This is a genomic window from Micromonospora sp. WMMD987, from assembly GCF_029581435.1.
Classification (GTDB): domain Bacteria; phylum Actinomycetota; class Actinomycetes; order Mycobacteriales; family Micromonosporaceae; genus Micromonospora; species Micromonospora rifamycinica.
Window position 1 is genome coordinate 2,659,166 of the sequence record NZ_CP120861.1, and the last position, 14,114, is coordinate 2,673,279.

A 14,114-nucleotide genomic window follows, 5' to 3' on the forward strand; every position below is an offset into this window, starting at 1 on the left:
GCGACGGGCGGGGCTCAGCCCCGGTGCTCGACGCGGCGGGGGAGCAGGAAGCTCGCCGCGATGGCCAGTGCGAACACCACGATCTGGTAGACCAGCGCGCGCTCGGTGGCCTGCTGGTACGCGGTGCGGTTCGCGGTGAACTGCAGGTCGTCGTGCCGGTCGGCGACGTCCGCGCCGGCCTGCGACGACACGGCACGGCAGACGTCCAGGTCGGCGATCGGGTTGGCGGCCTTGATCCGCTCGGTGAGACAGGTCCGGGCGTCGGCGGCGGCGGACTCGGCGGTCGCCACCGGCACCCCGCGGGCGGTCAGCTCGTCCCTGACCGTGTTCCGCAGGTCGTCGCCGACGGCGGTGGACTGGACCGCCAGGGCGATGAAGAAGACCATGCTGCTCAGGGCGATGCCGATGGCGGCACCCATCTGCTGAACGGTGTTGAACACCCCGGAGGCCGCACCCGCGCTGTCCAGTGGCACGTCGTTGAGGGTGTAGGTGAGCAGCGGGGCGAAGGTCATACCCATGCCCGCGCCGCCGAGGACGAGGCCGGGGGCGAGCGCCCAGGGATTGGCCGCGTCGACCTGGTGGATCACCGTGATCAGGATGACCATCGACGCGATCAGCATGAGCAGGCCGAGTTGCAGGCCGAGCCGACCGATCTTCGGGGTGATGCGGCGGGCGGAGATGGCGGTGAACAGGGGGACCGCGAAGCCCCACATGATGCCGATCAGGCCCGCCTTGATCACCGAGAAGCCCTGCCCGAACTGCAGGTAGAGGGTGTTGACCAGGAAGAACGGCATGACGCCGCTCATGAACAACAGGGAGACGGCGAGGCCGCCCCGGAAGGAGCGGTGCGAGAAGAGCGACATCGGGATGAGCGGCGATTCCGTCCGCCGGCGTTGCACCGCGACCAGGACGGCGAAGGTCGCGATCGAGGCGGCCAGGCTGACCAGGGTCCACGCCGGCCAGCCCTGCTCCGGACCGGTGATGAGCGGGAACACCAGCAGCAGCATGCCGACACCCACCAGGGCGGCGCCGGTGACGTCCAGGCGTTGGGCCGATTTGCCCTTGGACTCCGGGACCAGCTTCGCGGTGATCAGGAGACACACCACGGCGATCGGAATGTTCACCAGGAAGACCGTGCGCCAGGTGAGGTTGGCGACGTTGACGGCGGTGAGCAGGGCGCCCACGATCGGGCCGGCCACCGTGCCGACGGCGAAGACCACGCTCAGTCCGGCGAAGGCCCGGCCCCGCTCGGCCGGCGGGTACATGACCTGGAGGATCGACAGCACCTGCGGCACCATGAGCGCGCCCATGCCGCCCTGGAAGAAGCGGGCCAGGATGAGCTGCTCGGGGTTGTCGGCGATCCCCGCGATGAGCGAGGCGGTGGCGAACCCGATCATGCCGATGATGAAGATGCGCTTGCGGCCGTAGATGTCGCCGAGCCGGCCACCGGTCACCAGCATGGTGGCGAAGGCGAGGGCGTACCCGCCCACCATCCACTGCATGTTGGAGCCGGTGGCGCCGATGTCCTCCTGGATGGTCGGCAGGGCCACGTTGACGATCACGATGTCGAGCAGGTCGAGCAGCAGGCCGACCAGGACGGCGAAGAGCGCGATGGCCCGCGCCCGGCCGGCGATCGGAGCCGGTTCCGCCGCCGGCTCCACGGCCGGCGTCGCAGGCGTCTCCGCAGGACTGGGGGACGGTCGCGTCCTCGGTGGTGTCATTCGCGTACCTTCCATGATCGTTCTTTCGGGTTTCGGCCGGCTGGGAAGGGGTGCGACCAGCGCGGACATCGCTGCCACTTCGGTTGCTGAGGGACAGGCTATCTGCGGCGTGTAGGAGTGTCTATCAGAGATGCCCGCTAGTGTCCTACGAGTCTTTTATGGGATTCTGAAAAGACACGTACGACCGGTGATGCCGACGCGAGGAGCACACGATGGGAATGAGCGAACCCCCCACCCACCTGGTGCCCGAGCCGGCACTGTGGATCGGCGGCGACCGGGTGGTCGAGTCCTCGGGTGGCCGGACGGAACACGTCTACGCCGCGACCGGGCGGCCGACGACGGAGGTGGTGCTCGCCGGACCGGCCGAGATCGACCAGGCCGTGGCCCTGGCCCGGGAGAGCCTGCCCGGGTGGCGGGACAGCTCGGCCGAGGTGCGACGCGACACGCTGCTGCGGCTGGCCGACCTGCTGATCCGGCACGCCGAACCGCTGGCCGCGCTGCAGAGTCTGGAGATCGGCCTGCCGATGCAGCTCGCCCGGCGGATGCCGGCGTTGGCTGCCGACCACGTGCGGTACTACGCCGGGTGGTGCGACAAGATCGGCGGCGAGGTGGTGCCCACCTGGCCCGGACGCAGCCTGGACTACACCCTCGACGAGCCGTACGGCGTGGTGGCCGGGATCATCCCGTGGAACGGCTCACTGATGTCGATGGCGCAGCTGCTCGGCCCGGCGCTGGCGGCCGGTAACGCCGTCGTGGTCAAGCCGTCGGAGCTGGCGCCCTTCGTCGGGCAGCGGTTCGTCGAGTTGGCGGTCGAGGCGGGGGTGCCGCAGGGGGTGGTGGTGGTCGTGCCCGGGGGGCCGCCGGCCGGAGCCGCCCTGGCGGGGCACCCCGGCGTCGACAAGGTGCACTTCACCGGCAGCGCGGCCACCGGCCGGCAGGTGCTCGCCGAGGCGTCCCGGAACCTGACCCCGGTGGCGCTGGAACTGGGCGGCAAGTCCCCGCACGTGATCTTCGACGACGCCGATCTCCGGTCGGCGGCGCGGTACGCGATGAGCGGCGTGGTGGCCCTGTCGGGACAGGGCTGTGCGAACGGCACCCGGCTGCTGGTGCACTCCGCCGTCCGTGAGCAGGTGCTCCAGACACTGACCTCGCGGCTGCGCCGGATCCGGGTGGGCGACCCGGTCGACGAGACGACCGTGATGGGTCCGGTGGTCTCCCGGCGGGCGTGTGACCGGATCGTCGGGGTGATCGACCGGGCACGCTCGTCCGGGGCGCGGTTGGTGACCGGCGGCGGGCGTTGTGGCGGGGATCTCGCCGACGGGTTCTTCGTGGAGCCGACGGTCTTCGTCGACGCCGACGGCGACGGCGAACTCGTCCAGGAGGAGGTGTTCGGACCGGTGTTGGCGGTGTCGGGCTTCGACACCGAGGAAGAGGCGGTGCGGCTGGCCAACGCCACCCGGTACGGCCTGGGGGCGTACCTGCACACCAACGACCTGCGGCGTGCCCACCGGGTCAGCCGGGCCGTCGCGGCCGGCAGCGTGTGGGTGAACGGGGCACCGGGTCTGATGCCGTCGGCGCCGTTCGGCGGAGTGAAGCAGAGTGGTTCCGGACGGATCGGCGGGGTCGCCGGTCTGCGGGAGTTCCTCCGACCGAAGAACGTGTGGATGTCGGTGTGAGCGTCGCCACCAATACATGATCTTTGTGACAGGAGGAGGCTTCGGTGCGTGGTTTTCTGGTGTCGCTCATACGTGAAGTGTTTTCCTGACAACTATCAATATCGATGGTTGTCGTGAAGGTAACCTTCTGTTAAGTTAGTGTCACTTAGGGCCGAGATGGGTGTGCTGTACGCATGCCTGAAGGGCCAACCAAACAAGCCATGTTTTAGATTGTGTCTTGGCGTCTTGCAGACACCGGCTGTTGGTCAGGGAAGAGGGACAGAGACGATGGCTCAATACATAGTCACGATCACCCCGGTACTCGGTCAGGAAGACGCGGGAGAGGATGCCTCCCGCACCACCATGCGAGTGTTCGCCGAAGAGGGTCAGGTCTACATCAAGGAGCTGACCGTACGCGTCGCGGACGACGTCAAGCTCGGTGCCGCCGACCTGCTCCAGGTCGACCTGGAGCTGCTGATGCAGGCGTTCGCCGCGAAGCGCCCCAGAGCCGTCGTCGCCTCGACCGAAGCCGTGGAGACCACGGCGCCCTACCGGGTCGCCTCGACAGCCCGGGCCGCCAAGTCGGACCGCGCCTACCGCCGCATGCCGGACCCGAGCGAACTCAAGGACATCTACGTCAAGAACCGCACCGTCATCGGTGTGGCCCAGCACTACGGCGTGCCCACCCACACGGCCCAGGGGTGGATCACCCGGCTGCGACGCAAGGGTGTCATCCCCAGCGCGAAGTGAGCCCCGCCCCGCCCGTCACAGCGGACCGCCGTCGCCGCCCTCACCGACTAGGTGCGCACCGAAGGCCGTGTACGAGTGGCGACTGGCCACGAAGTGCTGCCGAGCGGTGTTGGCGTCACGGAGCCGCCGGGACAGGGGAGACGAGTCGTACACCGCGGTGCCACCGGCCAGCTCGAAGGCCGTGTCGGTCGCCCGCACCGCCAGCGCCGTCGCCTGCGCGGCCGCCGCCCGGACCTGTGCCCGCCGCAACGCCGCGTCCGGGCCCGCGTCGGCGCCCCACTCCTGTCCGGCCTGGTCGTAGAGCAGCGCCCGGCCCGCCTGCGCCACCATCCGGGCCTCGCCCAGCCGCTCCTGGAAGGTGGTCGAGGCGGCGAGCCGCGTCGCGCTGAGCGCCGGCCGCTTACCGCCGGTCGCCAACTCGACGACGTCCCGCAGCGCCGCCTGGGCGATGCCCGACGCGGCGGCGGCGATGATGAGGCTGGACTGCGCGATGCTCATCGCCGCCCGCTGTGCGCCCGCCGTCCCCGGCGTCAGGGTCACCGCCCGCCCGTCGGGACAGAAGCCCCCGGAGACGGCCAGGTCGTGGCTACCCGTGCCGCGTAGGCCCAGGGTGTGCCAGGTGTCGACGACGGTCACGTCCGCGGCCGGCAGCACCATGATCCGGGTGGCGGGCCGGCCGTCGGCCAGCGCCACCGAACGCCCCCGCACCAGGACGCAGTTCAGGTAGACCCACTCGGCGCGCTCGCAGCCGGTGACGAACGGCCACTGACCGGAGACCCGCCACCCGCCCTCGACCCCGGTGGCCCTGCCCTTGGGCGCCACCGAACCGGCGGCGTAGACGTCCGGACCGTCGGCGAAGACCGTCGCGACGGTCTCCTCCGCGGCGCAGCCGATGATGAGCTGGGACAACGCGACCTGACCGACCAGCCAGGCCACCGAGCCGTCCGCCGTGGCCAGGGTTTCCACGACCCGCAGCGTGTCCGGCACGCTGAGGCCCGAGCCACCGTGCGCCACCGGTGCGAGCATGCGCAGGCAACCCGCTTCGCGCAGCCCGTCGTACAGGGGGTCCGGAAGCCCACGGCCCCGCTCCACCTCGTCGGCGTGTTTGGCGACCTCCGGAAGGAGGTCACGGACCAGTTGCCACGTCGTCATGCCGATCCTCGCCCTCGGGTCTGGCGTGCGGTACGAGTGCCGAGCCGAGCCTGCTCCGCCACCGCAGAGGCTCGGAAACGACCGATGACCATCCTACTGTCTACCTGTATCGTGCAACAGGCATGGGAGTGTTGTCTGTAGACACTCTGGAAACACAGCTTGCGCTGATCGGGGAGGTGTCGCATGACAGTGTCTGACGGGCAGACACACGTGTTCGCGATGAGAATGTGGAAGTCTCTCCTCGCCACGCAGGAACTCCTCTCGGCGTACCTGGGGGTCAAGCTCGGGTTGTACGAGGCGTTGGCCGCCGCGCCGGGACCGGTGACCCCGGACGAGCTGGCCCACGCCGCCGACGTCGCCCCCCGGTACGCCCGGGAGTGGCTGGAGCACCAGGCCGTCTGCGGCATCGTCGAGACCGACGACGTGCGGGCGCCGGCCGAGCGCCGCGCGTACCGGCTGCCGGCCGGGCACGCCGCCGTCCTGACCGTCTCGGACGACCCGATGTCCCTGGCCTCGCTGGCCGTACTGCCGCTCGGTGGCGTCGCCGCCGCCCTGCCCGACCTCGTGGCCGCCTACCGCAGCGGCGCGGGCGTGCCCGACGACGTGTTCGGCGTCGACTGGCGCGACGGCCACTCCGGCGCCAACCGGGCGCTGTTCGCCCACCAGCTCGCCGGCTGGATCGCCGAGCAACTGCCGGACGTGCACGCCCGCCTCGGCGTGCCCGGTCGGCGCATCGCCGACGTCGCCTGCGGCACCGGCTGGTCGAGTATCGCGCTCGCGCGGGCGTACCCGCAGGCCGAGGTGACCGGCCTGGACCTCGATGCGGCCGCGCTGCGGCAGGCCGAGCGGCACGCCGCCGAGGCGGGTGTGGCCGACCGGGTCAGCTTCGCCTGCCGGGACGCCGCCGACCCCCAGCTGGCCGGCGGGTACGACCTGGTGTGCCTCTTCGACGCCCTGCACGAGGTGTCGCAACCGGTCGCCGTGCTGCGGGCCTGTCGGCAGTTGCGGGCCGCCGAGGGGGCCGTACTCGTGATGGACGCCAAGGTCGCGCCGGCCTTCACGGCCCCCGGCGACGACGTGGAACGGTTCCAGTACGGCACCAGCGTGCTGCACTGCCTGCCGGCGAGCCGTACCGGCGAGGACTCCACGGGCACCGGCACGGTGCTGCGTCCCGGAACGGTGCGCGAGCTGGCCTCGCGGGCGGGCTTCTCGGGGATGAAGGTCCTCGCCGTCAACGACCGCTTCCACCGGCTCTACCGGCTGACCGGCTGAGACCGTCGCCCCCGTGCCGCCCGCCGGGCGGCACGGGGGCGCGACGAGCACCCGCTTCGGTGGCGACGGCGGCGTCCCTGACGACCTGCCGCACCTGGTGACGGCCGGGTCGCCGACGACCGTCTCGTCCGGCTACGGTCCGCGTCGCCGACGTCCGTTCGCTTCGGTGGCGACGGTCGGCGTCGCCGGGACGGCCCGACGCCGGTGCGGGAGGGGCCGGGCGGCCCGGCCCCTCCCTGACCCCGTGCTCAGGAGCCGTCGCGCTCCGCGAGCCGCTCCACCACCAGGTCCTGCACGGCCTGCACGGTGGTGATCTTCCGGGCGGTGTCCTCGTCGATGGGGTCGAGGTCGAACTCGTCCTCGATGGCGAACGCCACCTCCATCAGGGCCAGCGAGTGGTAGCCCAGATCCTTGATGAGGTGGGAACCCGCCGTCACCACCACGCCGTCCTTCGGCGCCATGTCGGAGATGATCGCCGCCACGGTGGCGCGGATCTCCTCCTCGGTACGGCGGGCGGGCGCGGTCTGCTCGGTCATGGTCGATCTCCTCTGTGTCGCTGGCGTGACGGATGAACGGGTCGCTCAGGAGGCCCGAGCGCCGGTCAGCGGGTGGACCTCGGGGGCGGACAGGTCGTGGTGGCGCAGGTGGCGGGCCACCGCGCCCAGTGCGGACGCCCAACGGCGCGACCACGCCGCGACGACCTCTGGCACGTCCTCGAACTCCTCTTCGAGGATCGACAGGCAGGGCACCGGGACGACCGCGCCGAGTTCCTGCAGCAGCGGGCGCAGGTACTGGTCTCCGGCGCCGCGGTGCTTGGCCCAGCCCGCGGTCATCGCGCCGACGCCGACGCAACCGGCCAGCCCGTCGAGGGGAAGCATGTCCAGGAACAACTTCAGCAGCCCGGTGTAGGTCCCCTTGAACGTCGGGCTGACCACCACCAGCAGGCCCGGACGGCGGACCAGGTCCAGGGCGCGTTCGGTCTCCGGACCCAGCGGCACGCTGCGGCTGGCGCGCAGCGGCAGCCCGGCGCCGATGTCGGCGAGGTCGACCACGTCCGGCCCGGCCAGCTCGACACCCTCCGCGGCGAGGGCGAGCGACAGCTCGTCCACCAGCCGGACGGCGATGCCGGCGGTCCGCGAGCCGGCCCGGGGGCTGCCCAGCAGCAGCGTCGTCTCCACCAGCGTGCCGTGGCCCGTCATGACGCCTCCTGCCCGAGCAATCCCTGACGCCGCAGCAGCGGCAGCACACCTTCGGCGAAGTTGTACGCCTCTTCGAGGTGGGGCTGCCCGGAGAGGATGAGGTGGCGCATGCCCAGCGCGTGGTACTCGGCTATCCGCTCGGCCACCTGCTCGTGGCTGCCCACCAGCGCGGCGCCCGCACCCGGGCGGACCAGCCCGTAGCCGGCCCACACGTTCGGGTACACCTCCAGCTCGTCGGTCCGTCCGCCGTGCAGGGCGGCCATCCGGCGCTGCCCCTCCGAGTCGGTGCGGCTGAACCGTCGCTGGGCGTCGGCGATCCGGCTGGGCTCCATGCCGTCGAGCAGCCGGCGGGTCACCGCCCACGCCTCCTGGGCGGTGTCCCGGCTGATGACGTGGAACCGGGTGCCGAACTCGACGCTGCGGCCCCGCTCGGCGGCCAGCTCGCTGACCCTGCCGGTGAGCTCGGCCAGCCCCTCCGGGCGCTCGCCCCACGCCAGGTAGACGTCGGCGTGCGCCGCGGCCACCCGTTGCGCCGCCGTGGACGAGCCACCCAGCAGGATCGTCGGGCGGACGTCGTGCGGCCGGCTCAGCATCCCGGCCTTGATCTGGTAGTGCTTGCCGTGGAAGTCGAAGGGCTCGCCGCGCCAGGCGCGGTGGAAGACGTCGAGGTACTCCTCGGTACGGTCGTACCGCTCGCCGTGGTCGAGCCAGTCGCCGTAGCGCCGCTGCTCGTCGGCGTCCCCGCCGGTGACGATGTTGAGCATCAGCCGGCTGCCGGAGAGCCGCTGGAACGTCGCGGCCGACTGGACGGCGACCATCGGCGGCAGCGCGCTGGGTCGGCAGGCGATCATGAAGTGCAGGTGGCGGGTCTGCTGCGACAGCGCCGCGGCGACCAGCCAGGGGTCCTCACAGAACAGCCCGGTCGGCACCAACGCGCCGGCGAAGCCGAGCCCGTCGACGGCCTGGGCGACCTGGCCGAGATAGTTCAGCTCCGGCTCCCGTCGGATGTTCCTGGTCCGGTCCACCCCGTCCGCGCTCTTGGCCACCTCCCGGCCGTCGCCGTGCAATGGCAGGAACCAGTGCAGTCGCAGTGTCATCAACGGTCCCTTCCGCCGTGAGCCGGTCGACCGGCCCCGGATTGACCTGCCATCCCCGTGTGCACTTGCCTTTCCTGCTATCCACGTGCATTTACGAGTATGTTCTGGGAGGTTCTCAGGAGGCGTGTGATGCTGTCAATACCGCCGCCGTGACTGGTTACCGCCGGGCCGGCAGCCTGGCGTCCGGACGGTGCGCCGCCGCTGCCGCCACGTCCAGGTAGCCGGCCAGGAACTCCTGCCCGAGCGCCGGGTCGGCCCAACCGCCGGCGCGGAACAGCACGGCCTGCACCCGGTGCTCGCCCACCGGGGCCAGGGCCAGCTCGAACGGGAAGCGGCTGCCGATCTCGGTCGGGACCACCAGCTCGAACCGCGCGCCGCCGCCGGTCAGGTCGTGGCGCAGCGGCGACATCACGTTGAACATCACGTCGTCGGCCCGCCCGCCGCCGGTGTCCACCAACCCGGTCGGCAACAGGTGGAAGGGCAGGTCCTGGTACGCGAACGCGCTGATCACCGCGGCGTGCAGGTGGCGTACCAACCCGGCGAAGCTGTCCTGCCGGGCGACCTGGGCGCGCAGCAGCACCATGCCGGCGAGCAGGCCCACGGTGTCGCGTACCTCGGGCCGGGACCGGTTGGCGAACATCGACGCCACCGCCAGGTCGGGCTGACCGGTCAGCCGGTGCAGCTGGCTGTGGAAGGCGGCCAGCAGCACCGTGAACATGGTGGTCTTCTCCCGCCTGGCCAGCTCCCGCAGCCCGGCCACGGTCGCCGCCGGCAGTTCGGCCGCGACGGACCGGGGCGCTGCCGTACCCGCGCCGTCGGTGTCCGCGGCCGGGTAGAGCGCGTCCAGCCGGGGGATCTGGCTGCCCGCCAGCTGCTGTCGCCAGTACCGCTGGTAGCGGCCCAGCCGGTCCGAGGCCAGCAGCTCCTGTTGCGCCTGCGCGAAGCGGGACATCTGCCAGCCCTGCGGGGTGGGGACGTCGGCCCCGCGGCAGGCGGCGTCGTAGCAGGCGACCAGGTCCCGCAGCAGGATGCCGGTGGACCACGCGTCGGTGACCAGGTGGTGCAGGTTCAGGCAGAGCAGGTGCTCGGTCGCACCGACCCGCCACACGCTCGCCCGGGTCGGCCACTGCCCGGGGTCGATCGGCGTCTGGAGTTCCCGGGCCAGCGTTGCCTGCGGCGACTCACCCGCCGGCACGTCGGCCCAGGTCAGCGGCTGTGGGCGCGGCGGGTGCACGCGCTGCACGAGCCGCGCGCCGCGACCGTGGAAGGTCGTCCGCAGCGCCTCGTGCCGCGCCACCAGCCCGTCGACCGCCGCCTGCAACGCCGACCCGTCCAGGTCGCCGACGATGCGGCAGACGACCGGGCAGTTCAGCGCGCCGAAGTCCGACCGGTAGTGCTTGATCATCCACAGCAGCCGCTGGGAGACCGAGGCTGGTGTCTCGCGTGCTTCCACAGATAGCACCATAGCCTTTGCCGTTGGCTTTGCGTGCCTGGCGAACTAGTCTTTACTGCTATGAGTGAGTTGGTAGTGCGTTCCACCCAGGACGCCCGGCTCAACTGGGACTACGAGCCCTCCGACACCCGCACCGCGTCGCTCTACCAGCGGGCCAAACAGGCGCAGTGGAGTGTCGACGAGATCGACTGGCAGCTCGACGTCCCCTTCGGGGCGCCGCTGCCCGACGACTCCACCTTCGCCATGGCCGGGTTCGCCGCCTCCCCGCTGGCCCCCCGCGGCCGGCTGGCCTGGGACGAGTTCCGCTGGGAACTCCAGGCGTGGATGGTCAGCCAGTTCCTGCACGGCGAGCAGGCGGCCATGGTGGTCGCCGCCCGGCTGGTGGAGATCGTCTCCGGGCTGGACAGCAAGCTGTACGCCGCTACCCAGGCCGTCGACGAGGCACGCCACGTGGAGGTCTTCTCCCGCTACCTGCGCGAGAAGATCCAGCGGCCGTACCCCATCTCCGAACCGCTGGAACTGCTGCTGACCGACATCCTCGAGGACAACCGCTGGGACGTCATCTCGCTGGGCATGCAGATCATGGTCGAGGCGCTGGCGATGGCCGCCTTCCGGCTGGCCCACAGCACCTTCCACGACCCCCTGATCAAACAGATCACCGGGCTGGTGGCCCGGGACGAGGCCCGGCACGTGTCGTTCGGCGTCCTGACGCTGCGCGGCCTGTACGACGAGATGACCTCCCGGGAGCGCACCGAGCGGGAGGAACTGGTGCTGGAGTCCGCCGCCCTGATCCGCCGCCGGTTCCTCCTCGGCGACATCTGGGAACGCATGGAGATCCCGATGACCGAGGGACTCGACTTCGCCGCCCGTAACGAGCTGATGGTCGCCTACCGGCAGGCCATCTTCTCCCGGGTGGGCCGGGCGCTGGACCAGATCGGACTGATGACCCCCCGGGTACGGGACGGCCTCGTCCGGCTGGACCTGATCCAATTCGTGGAGGGCAGGCGTGGTGGCTGAACGAACGGGCGTCCGGCAGCGGCCGCCGATGGACCTGGCGTCGCTGATGCGGCTGGCGGAACTCACCGACGTCATCGTGCCGATGACGGTGCGGGCGGTGAGCGACCTGGGCGTCGCCGACCTGCTCGCCGACGGGCCCCGGCCGGTGGCCGAACTCGCCGCCGAGGTCGGTGCGCACGAACGGTCGCTGTGCCGGGCGCTGCGGGCGCTGGCGTCCAGGGGCATCTTCACCGAGCCGGAGCCGGAGGTGTTCGCCCTGACCCCGTTGGCCCAGCCGCTGCGCAGCGACCATCCGATGTCGATGCGCGCCGTCTACACCCTGCTCGCCTCCGACGTGCAGGCGTGGGCGGAGCTGCCGCACAGCCTGCGCACCGGCGAGGCCGCCTTCGACCGGGCGCACGGCACCGACTACTGGAGCCACCTGGCCGGCGACCCGCAGGAGAGCCGACGGGTCGACCGCTGGATGCACGCGATCACCCGGCTGCACCTGCGGACCGTGCTGCCCTGTCACCCGTGGGGGGAACTCTCGCACGTGGTCGACGTCGGCGGCGGCGACGGCGGCTTCCTCGCCGGGCTGCTCGGGCGCTATCCGGCGATGCGCGGCACCCTGCTGGACCTGCCGCACGTGGTCGCGGCGGCGGACCGGGTGCTCACCGAGGCCGGGGTACGCGACCGGTGCGGGATCGTCCCCGGCAGCTTCTTCGACGAGCTGCCCGGCGGCGCGGACGCGTACCTGCTCAAGACCGTGCTGCCCGGGTTCGACGACGAGCAGGTGGTGGCGGTGCTGCGGCGGGTCCGGGAGGCGATGCGGCCGGACAGCCGCCTGCTGTTGCTGGAGGCCGTCCTGCCGCCGGGGGACACCTTCGACGTGGCGAAGCTCTACGACGTGCACACGCTGGTGCTCACCGGCGGCACCCACCGCACGGCCGACGAGACCGCCGCCCTGCTGGACCGCGCCGGGCTGCGGCTGCACAGCGTCCGGCCGACCCCCACGCTGACCATCCTCGCCGCCACCCCCACCTGAACCGGTCCCGACGGGCCCCGGGGGCCTCCCCGGTCCACGACCGGGCAGGCCCCCGGGCCACAGCGGGGGACGTCAGACGGGCTTGACGGCCAACGGCACCTGGGCGAAGGCCCGGAACGGCGTGTCGGTCTCCCGGACCAGCGCGCCGGCCTGCTCCACCGAGCGGGTGCGGCGCAGCACCCAGTCGAAGACCACCTGGGCCTCCGTGCGGGCCAGGAACGCCCCCAGACACAGGTGCCCGCCGCCGCCGAACGTGACGTGCGGATTCGGGTTGCGGGTGACGTCCAGCGTGCCGGGGGAGCCGAAGACCGCCTCGTCGTGGTTGGCCGAGCCGAGCATCAGCACCAGCACCCGCCCGGCCCGGATGGTGCGCGAGCCGACCCGTACCGGCTCCCGGACCAGCCGGGCGGTGCCCTGGATGGGCGCCTCGAAGCGGAGGAACTCCTCCACCGCACCGGGCACCAGACCGGGGTCGGCCCGCAGCAGGGCGAACTGGTCCGGCGCCCGCAGCAACGCCGCGAACCCGTTGGTGATCAGGTGCACCGTCGTCTCGAAGCCGGCGAAGAACGAGAAGACGGTGTTGTCCACGATCTCCTCGTGGCTGAGCCGGTCACCGTCCTCGTCGACCTGCAACAGCGTCGACAGCAGGTCGTCGCCGGGAGCCTCGCGGCGCTCGTCGAGCAGACCGCCGATGTACGAGCGCAGCCACTCCACCGACTCGTGCGCCGCCCCCCGGGCCTGCTCCGGCACGATCGCGCTGAACGCCCGCCCGAGCCGTACGGCGTGCTGCCGGACGTCGGCGTGGGCCTCGGGCGGGATACCCATCAACGTCGACACCACCAGCACCGGCAGGGGGTACGCCAGGTCGCGCACCACGTCGTAGTCGCCGCGCTCCAACGCCGGGGTCAGCAGGTCGTCCACGGTCCGCTCGATGTAGCCGCGCATCCGGCGCACCACGGCCGGGGTGAAGGCGCCGCTCATCAGCCGCCGCAGCCGGACATGGTCCGGCGGGTCGCGGTAGAGCATGATCCGCTGGAAGAAGCGGCTGGCCGCCCCCTCGCCCACCGACAGGTGGTGGTACGCCTCCGGAAACTCGCTGCCCAGCCGGGGGTCCTTCTGCAGGGTCACGACGTCGGCGTGCCGGGTCACGCCCCAGCTGCCGGGGCCGAACCGGCACAGCGGCCCGGCCTCACGCAGCCGGGCGTAGGTCGGGTAGGGATCTTCCAGGACGGCGGGGTCGAGCGCGTCGAACCGGGGCGGCAGGCCGGAGGCATCCATACCTGCCAGTCTTGGCCCGAACCCGCCGCCTGGGCAAGTCTTTACGCGTGTTTACCGAAAACCCTATGCCGAGGCTTTCCGGGGCAGGTAGCTGCCGAAGCACCAGACGTGCCCCTCCAGGTCGTAGGCTCCGTAGTCACGCGATCCGTACGAGGTGTCGTGCAGGTCGTAGACCAGCTTGGCACCGGCCTGCACCGCACGTGCGTGGTGCTTGTCGACGTCGGCCGCGTCACCGACGCAGATGTAGATGCCGCCGCTGGTGGCCGGCAGGTCGCGGGGGCTGACCATGCCCAGCGTGTCGTGCGGACCGCCGCCGCCGAGCTGGATCGTGGAGTCTCCCCAGCTCAGCTCGGCGTGCACCACCTCGCCGTCGACCTCGGTGATGTCGAAACGCTCCAGGCCGAACGCGTCGACCAGCCAGTCGACGGCGGCGGTCGGGTCCTGGTAGCGCAGGAAGGGAATGACCGGGGAGAACGATCGGTCCGACATGAAACCT

The 14,114-nt window shown here is 71.6% G+C and carries 13 protein-coding genes; 5 read left to right on the forward strand and 8 right to left on the reverse strand.

Going from position 1 to position 14,114, the window contains the following annotated elements; all coding sequences use genetic code 11:
• Positions 1–14: 14 nt before the first annotated feature.
• On the reverse strand, positions 15–1,661 hold the full coding sequence (locus O7612_RS11480) for an MFS transporter (RefSeq protein ID WP_282272937.1): 1,647 nt from the start codon (positions 1,659–1,661) through the stop codon (positions 15–17).
• A gap of 278 nt (positions 1,662–1,939) precedes the next feature.
• On the opposite strand from O7612_RS11480, the gene O7612_RS11485 reads away from it, so the two are divergent.
• A complete protein-coding gene (locus O7612_RS11485) occupies positions 1,940–3,397 on the forward strand; it encodes an aldehyde dehydrogenase family protein (protein ID WP_282272939.1) in 1,458 nt (485 codons plus the stop codon).
• Between the two features lie 342 nt (positions 3,398–3,739).
• Positions 3,740–4,126 (forward strand): hypothetical protein, encoded by a 387-nt coding sequence (locus tag O7612_RS11490; protein WP_282272941.1) that lies wholly within the window; start codon positions 3,740–3,742, stop codon positions 4,124–4,126.
• A gap of 15 nt (positions 4,127–4,141) precedes the next feature.
• Here O7612_RS11490 and O7612_RS11495 read toward each other — a convergent pair whose 3' ends face one another.
• Positions 4,142–5,278 carry an acyl-CoA dehydrogenase family protein gene (locus tag O7612_RS11495; protein WP_282272943.1) on the reverse strand — a complete coding sequence of 379 codons (1,137 nt, stop codon included), beginning with the start codon at positions 5,276–5,278 and terminating at the stop codon, positions 4,142–4,144.
• A 183-nt stretch (positions 5,279–5,461) separates the two neighbouring features.
• On the opposite strand from O7612_RS11495, the gene O7612_RS11500 reads away from it, so the two are divergent.
• Positions 5,462–6,550, forward strand: coding sequence for a class I SAM-dependent methyltransferase (locus tag O7612_RS11500; protein ID WP_282272945.1), 1,089 nt, complete (start codon positions 5,462–5,464; stop codon positions 6,548–6,550).
• A 248-nt stretch (positions 6,551–6,798) separates the two neighbouring features.
• On the opposite strand, the gene O7612_RS11505 is transcribed toward O7612_RS11500, so the two are convergent.
• From O7612_RS11505 to O7612_RS11520, 4 genes are all read right to left on the reverse strand, one after another.
• A complete protein-coding gene (locus tag O7612_RS11505) occupies positions 6,799–7,086 on the reverse strand; it encodes a phosphopantetheine-binding protein (RefSeq protein WP_282272947.1) in 288 nt (95 codons plus the stop codon).
• Between the two features lie 45 nt (positions 7,087–7,131).
• Positions 7,132–7,749 carry an NAD(P)H-dependent oxidoreductase gene (locus tag O7612_RS11510; RefSeq protein ID WP_282272949.1) on the reverse strand — a complete coding sequence of 206 codons (618 nt, stop codon included), beginning with the start codon at positions 7,747–7,749 and terminating at the stop codon, positions 7,132–7,134.
• A complete protein-coding gene (locus O7612_RS11515; protein WP_282272951.1) occupies positions 7,746–8,846 on the reverse strand; it encodes an LLM class flavin-dependent oxidoreductase in 1,101 nt (366 codons plus the stop codon). Before O7612_RS11515 ends, O7612_RS11510 begins: the two co-directional genes overlap by 4 nt.
• A gap of 157 nt (positions 8,847–9,003) precedes the next feature.
• On the reverse strand, positions 9,004–10,299 hold the full coding sequence (locus O7612_RS11520) for a condensation domain-containing protein (RefSeq protein ID WP_282272953.1): 1,296 nt from the start codon (positions 10,297–10,299) through the stop codon (positions 9,004–9,006).
• A gap of 60 nt (positions 10,300–10,359) precedes the next feature.
• On the opposite strand from O7612_RS11520, the gene O7612_RS11525 reads away from it, so the two are divergent.
• Both O7612_RS11525 and O7612_RS11530 read left to right on the forward strand, forming a co-directional pair.
• Positions 10,360–11,316 (forward strand): ferritin-like domain-containing protein, encoded by a 957-nt coding sequence (locus O7612_RS11525; RefSeq protein ID WP_282272955.1) that lies wholly within the window; start codon positions 10,360–10,362, stop codon positions 11,314–11,316.
• A 28-nt stretch (positions 11,317–11,344) separates the two neighbouring features.
• Positions 11,345–12,340 (forward strand): methyltransferase, encoded by a 996-nt coding sequence (locus O7612_RS11530; RefSeq protein WP_282273883.1) that lies wholly within the window; start codon positions 11,345–11,347, stop codon positions 12,338–12,340.
• Between the two features lie 72 nt (positions 12,341–12,412).
• Here the strand turns inward: O7612_RS11530 and O7612_RS11535 are convergent, their stop codons facing one another.
• The gene (locus O7612_RS11535; protein WP_282272957.1) at positions 12,413–13,618 is read right to left on the reverse strand and encodes a cytochrome P450; all 1,206 of its coding nucleotides are present in this window, start codon (positions 13,616–13,618) and stop codon (positions 12,413–12,415) included.
• A 63-nt stretch (positions 13,619–13,681) separates the two neighbouring features.
• The gene (locus O7612_RS11540) at positions 13,682–14,107 is read right to left on the reverse strand and encodes a VOC family protein (protein ID WP_067302551.1); all 426 of its coding nucleotides are present in this window, start codon (positions 14,105–14,107) and stop codon (positions 13,682–13,684) included.
• Between the last annotated feature and the right edge of the window lie 7 nt (positions 14,108–14,114).